Raw genomic sequence first — 5,388 nt, forward strand, 5'->3', positions numbered from 1 at the left:
AAACCTCTTGACATTGCTTTGAGAATCCCCTATAATTCCCGTCCACAAACGATGAGAGGCATCGAAAGAAGCCGATCAGCCGGGTCTTCGAGTTGAAGATTTGGGAAGTTTGAGATCATTGAAAACTAAGCAAGTGGGATGGACAGATGCGAGTCTGGAAGTCTTACTTAGATAAGACACAATTTAACCGTCTATTACTATTAATAGTGATAGACACTATACAGCCAATGATTTTATATCTTGGGCTGGATCAGTAATCGTTTCTTCGGAAACGTCTTTTCAATTATGGAGAGTTTGATCCTGGCTCAGAGTGAACGCTGGCGGCGTGCTTAACACATGCAAGTCGAACGGTAACAGGAAGTAGCTTGCTACTTTGCTGACGAGTGGCGCACGGGTGAGTAATGTATAGGTTACGTGCCCCTCAGTCTGGGATAGCCACTGGAAACGGTGATTAATACCGGATACTCCTGTTCGCAGGGAAAGGTTTTTCGCTGAGGGATCGGCCTATATTGTATCAGCTAGTTGGTGAGGTAAGAGCTCACCAAGGCGATGACACATAGCGGGTTTGAGAGGATGATCCGCCACACTGGTACTGAGACACGGACCAGACTCCTACGGGAGGCAGCAGTGAGGAATATTGCACAATGGGGGAAACCCTGATGCAGCAACGCCGCGTGGAGGATGACGCATTTCGGTGTGTAAACTCCTTTTATTAGGGAAGAAAATGACGGTACCTAATGAATAAGCTCCGGCTAACTCCGTGCCAGCAGCCGCGGTAATACGGAGGGAGCAAGCGTTACTCGGAATCACTGGGCGTAAAGGACGCGTAGGCGGGTTTTTAAGTCAGGTGTGAAATCCTATGGCTCAACCATAGAACTGCACTTGAAACTGGGAACCTAGAGTATGGAAGGGGCAGATGGAATTAGTGGTGTAGGGGTAAAATCCGTAGATATCACTAGGAATACCGAAAGCGAAGGCGATCTGCTGGGACATAACTGACGCTGAGGCGTGAAAGCGTGGGGAGCAAACAGGATTAGATACCCTGGTAGTCCACGCCCTAAACGATGAATGCTAGTCGTCGGGGCTCTTGTAGTTTCGGTGATGCACTTAACAGATTAAGCATTCCGCCTGGGGAGTACGGTCGCAAGATTAAAACTCAAAGGAATAGACGGGGACCCGCACAAGTGGTGGAGCATGTGGTTTAATTCGAAGATACACGAAGAACCTTACCTGGCCTTGACATTGATAGAATACTGTAGAGATACGGTAGTGCCAGTTTACTGGAGCTTGAAAACAGGTGCTGCACGGCTGTCGTCAGCTCGTGTCGTGAGATGTTGGGTTAAGTCCCGCAACGAGCGCAACCCTCGTCCTTAGTTGCCAGCAGTTCGGCTGGGCACTCTAAGGAGACTGCCTTCGCAAGGAGGAGGAAGGTGAGGACGACGTCAAGTCATCATGGCCCTTACGGCCAGGGCTACACACGTGCTACAATGGGACGTACAGAGAGTTGCGATACCGCGAGGTGGAGCCAATCTCATAAAGCGTCTCTCAGTTCGGATTGTACTCTGCAACTCGAGTGCATGAAGCTGGAATCACTAGTAATCGTAGATCAGCTAAGCTACGGTGAATACGTTCCCGGGTCTTGTACTCACCGCCCGTCACACCATGGGAGTTGATTTCACCCGAAATCGGGATGCCAAACTGGCTACCGCTTACGGTGGAATCAGCGACTGGGGTGAAGTCGTAACAAGGTAACCGTAGGAGAACCTGCGGTTGGATCACCTCCTTTCTAGAGTAACCGGGCCTCATTCGTTTGAGGGCCCGAAGAGAAAATCTCACACAGAGTTGTGTCTGTCCGCTTACTTGCTTAGTTTTCAGTGATCTGTGTTCTATTGAATTAGAAATGCCGAGAAGGGGCCTATAGCTCAGCTGGTTAGAGTGCACCCCTGATAAGGGTGAGGTCGGAGGTTCAAGTCCTCCTAGGCCCACCAGGATCACTATGTGGGGAATTAGCTCAGCTGGGAGAGCGCCTGCTTTGCACGCAGGAGGTCAGCGGTTCGATCCCGCTATTCTCCACCACGGATGAAGCCTAATACGAGTACTTGATGAAGTATTCATATTAGACTTCTTAGTGTCTAAGAGTCTAAAACGTTCATTGAATTATCATTGTTAAAGTCAACAAATATTTATGAAGTAAAATTCATGAGTATTGCAACTACAATTAAATATTACAGTCTTATTCATATTGAGTAAGGCAGTAAGCGCTAATTAGAATAAAGATATTAAGAGCTATAGGTGGATGCCTAGGCTGGTAGAGGCGATGAAGGACGTACTAGGCTGCGATAAGCCTCGGGGAGCTGCCAAGAAGCTTTGATCCGGGGATTTCCGAATGGGGCAACCCGGCACGGTGCGAATCGTGTCACCCTTCGGGGGGCGAACCAAGGGAAGTGAAACATCTCAGTACCTTGAGGAAAAGAAATCAACCGAGATTCCCAAAGTAGCGGCGAGCGAAATGGGATTAGCCCTAAAGTATGTAGTGTGTTAGCAGAATCCTTTGGAAAGAGGAGCCATAGAAGGTGATAGCCCTGTAAGCGAAAACTATCTATGTATTATTCGAGTAGGTCGGGACACGTGTTATCTTGACTGAACATGGGGGGACCACCCTCCAAGGCTAAATACTACTACCAGACCGATAGCGAACCAGTACCGTGAGGGAAAGGTGAAAAGAACCGTGGTGAACGGAGTGAAATAGAACCTGAAACCTATAGCTTACAATCATTCGGAGCCCCATTCTTTATGAGGGGTGACGGACTGCCTTTTGCATAATGAGCCTGCGAGTTGTGGTATCTGGCAAGGTTAAGCGAACGCGAAGCCGTAGCGAAAGCGAGTCTTAATAGGGCGATTAGTCAGATGCTGCAGACCCGAAACTGAGTGATCTATCCATGAGCAGGTTGAAGCCGGTGTAAGAGCCGGTGGAGGACCGAACCGATAGGCGTTGAAAAGCCTCCGGATGACTTGTGGATAGGGGTGAAAGGCCAATCAAACTCAGTGATAGCTGGTTCTCTCCGAAATATATTTAGGTATAGCCTCGAGTTATTAGCATACAGGGGTAGAGCACTGACAGGGCTAGGGCTGCTCACCGCGGTACCAAACCCTATCAAACTCCGAATACTGTATGCCTAACCTCGGGAGTCAGGCGGTGGGTGATAAAATCAATCGTCGAGAGGGGAACAACCCAGACTAGCAGCTAAGGTCCCTAAGTTACATCTAAGTGGAAAAGGATGTGGAGTTGCTGAAACAACCAGGAGGTTGGCTTAGAAGCAGCCATCCTTTAAAGAAAGCGTAACAGCTCACTGGTCTAGCGATTCTGCGCCGAAAATATAACGGGGCTAAGATGTACACCGAAGCTCTAGACTTAGTTTTACTAAGTGGTAGGAGAGCGTTCCATTCAGCGTTGAAGGTATACCGGCAAGGAGTGCTGGAGCGGATGGAAGTGAGCATGCAGGCATGAGTAGCGATAAAAGCAGTGAGAATCTGCTTCGCCGTAAACCCAAGGTTTCCTACGCGATGCTCGTCATCGTAGGGTTAGTCGGGACCTAAGTCGAGTCCGAAAGGGGTAGACGATGGCAAATCGGTTAATATTCCGATACCGACTGTAGAGCGTGATGGAAGGACGCATAGGGCTAAACGAGGTCACTGATGGAATAGTGGCTCGAAGGATGTAGGTTGTAAGGTAGGCAAATCCGCCTTACATGAGACCGAGATCTGACAGGCTGTCGACGCTCTTCGGAGCAGAAACAGAATCGTTGATGCCGTCGTGCCGAGAAAAGTTTCTAAGCATATCTACAGTCGCCCGTACCGTAAACCGACACAGGTGGGTGAGATGAGTATTCTAAGGCGCGTGGAAGAACCCTGGTTAAGGAACTCTGCAAACTAGCACCGTAACTTCGGAATAAGGTGTGCCCGTTGTACGTGAAGCCCCTGCGGGTGGAGCGGAAGCGGGTCGCAGCAAAGAGTCCCTCCCGACTGTTTACCAAAAACACAGCACTCTGCCAACACGTAAGTGGATGTATAGGGTGTGACGCCTGCCCGGTGCTCGAATGTTAAAAGGATCCGTTAGCTTTGCGAAGCGGTGAATTGAAGCACGAGTAAACGGCGGCCGTAACTATAACGGTCCTAAGGTAGCGAAATTCCTTGTCGGTTAAATACCGACCTGCATGAATGGCGTAACGAGATGGGAGCTGTCTCAACCAGGGATCCAGTGAAATTGTAGTGGAGGTGAAAATTCCTCCTACCCGCGGAAAGACGGAAAGACCCCGTGCACCTTTACTATAGCTTGACACTGCTATTGGGATATTCATGTGCAGGATAGGTGGGAGCCGTTGATTATATGACGCCAGTTGTATATGAGGCACCCTTGAGATACCACCCTTGAATATTCTGATAGCTAACTGCGCAGAGTTATCCTCTGTCAGGACAATGTCTGGTGGGTAGTTTGACTGGGGCGGTCGCCTCCTAAAAAGTAACGGAGGCTTACAAAGGTTGGCTCAGATGGGTTGGAAATCCATCGTAGAGTATAATGGCATAAGCCAGCCTGACTGTGAGACGTACATGTCGAGCAGAGTCGAAAGACGGTCATAGTGATCCGGTGGTTCTGTGTGGAAGGGCCATCGCTCAAAGGATAAAAGGTACGCCGGGGATAACAGGCTGATCTCCCCCAAGAGCTCACATCGACGGGGAGGTTTGGCACCTCGATGTCGGCTCATCGCATCCTGGGGCTGGAGCAGGTCCCAAGGGTATGGCTGTTCGCCATTTAAAGCGGTACGCGAGCTGGGTTCAGAACGTCGTGAGACAGTTCGGTCCCTATCTTCCGTGGGCGCAGGAGAGTTGAGGAGAGCTGACCCTAGTACGAGAGGACCGGGTTGGACGAACCACTGGTGCACCGGTTGTCCTGCCAAGGGCACCGCCGGGTAGCTACGTTCGGATGTGATAACCGCTGAAAGCATCTAAGCGGGAAGCCAACTCCAAGATGAACTCTCCCTGAAGGACGCTTGAAGACTACAAGCTTGATAGGCTGGGTGTGTAAGTGCAGCAATGCATTTAGCTGACCAGTACTAATAGTCCGTTCGTCTTTTTTCCCTAAAATTAGTGTCTTACTGCCTTACTGAATATGAGAGGCTGTAATCCCTGTAGTTGTAACGTTGACTTTAACAATGAAAACTTCCCGACACAGTCGGATCTAAGCGCTCACCGGAGCCTTTAGATCCGATTGTCCAGGTGGCTATAGAGAGAGGGAAACGCCCGGCCCCATTCCGAACCCGGAAGCTAAGCCTCTCATCGCTGATAATACTGACCCTTTCAGGGTTGGGAACGTAGGTCGCCGCCTGGTTC

General features: G+C 49.9%; 2 tRNA genes and 3 rRNA genes. All 5 read left to right on the forward strand.

Annotation, left to right across the window (positions count from 1 at the left end):
* Positions 1-282 precede the first annotated feature (282 nt).
* The 5 genes from ACXWTF_RS13385 to rrf all read left to right on the forward strand — a co-directional run bounded on the left by ACXWTF_RS13385 (position 283) and on the right by rrf (position 5,386).
* Positions 283-1,786, forward strand: a 16S ribosomal RNA gene (locus tag ACXWTF_RS13385).
* A 125-nt stretch (positions 1,787-1,911) separates the two neighbouring features.
* Positions 1,912-1,988: transfer RNA gene (locus ACXWTF_RS13390), tRNA-Ile, on the forward strand.
* Between the two features lie 12 nt (positions 1,989-2,000).
* Positions 2,001-2,076: transfer RNA gene (locus tag ACXWTF_RS13395), tRNA-Ala, on the forward strand.
* Between the two features lie 193 nt (positions 2,077-2,269).
* A 23S ribosomal RNA gene (locus ACXWTF_RS13400) occupies positions 2,270-5,136 on the forward strand.
* 134 nt (positions 5,137-5,270) lie between these two features.
* Positions 5,271-5,386, forward strand: a 5S ribosomal RNA gene (rrf, locus tag ACXWTF_RS13405).
* The 16S, 23S and 5S rRNA genes sit together here with 2 tRNA genes alongside, the layout of an rRNA operon.
* Positions 5,387-5,388 lie beyond the last annotated feature (2 nt).

It is taken from the genome of Thiomicrolovo sp. ZZH C-3, assembly GCF_054862725.1.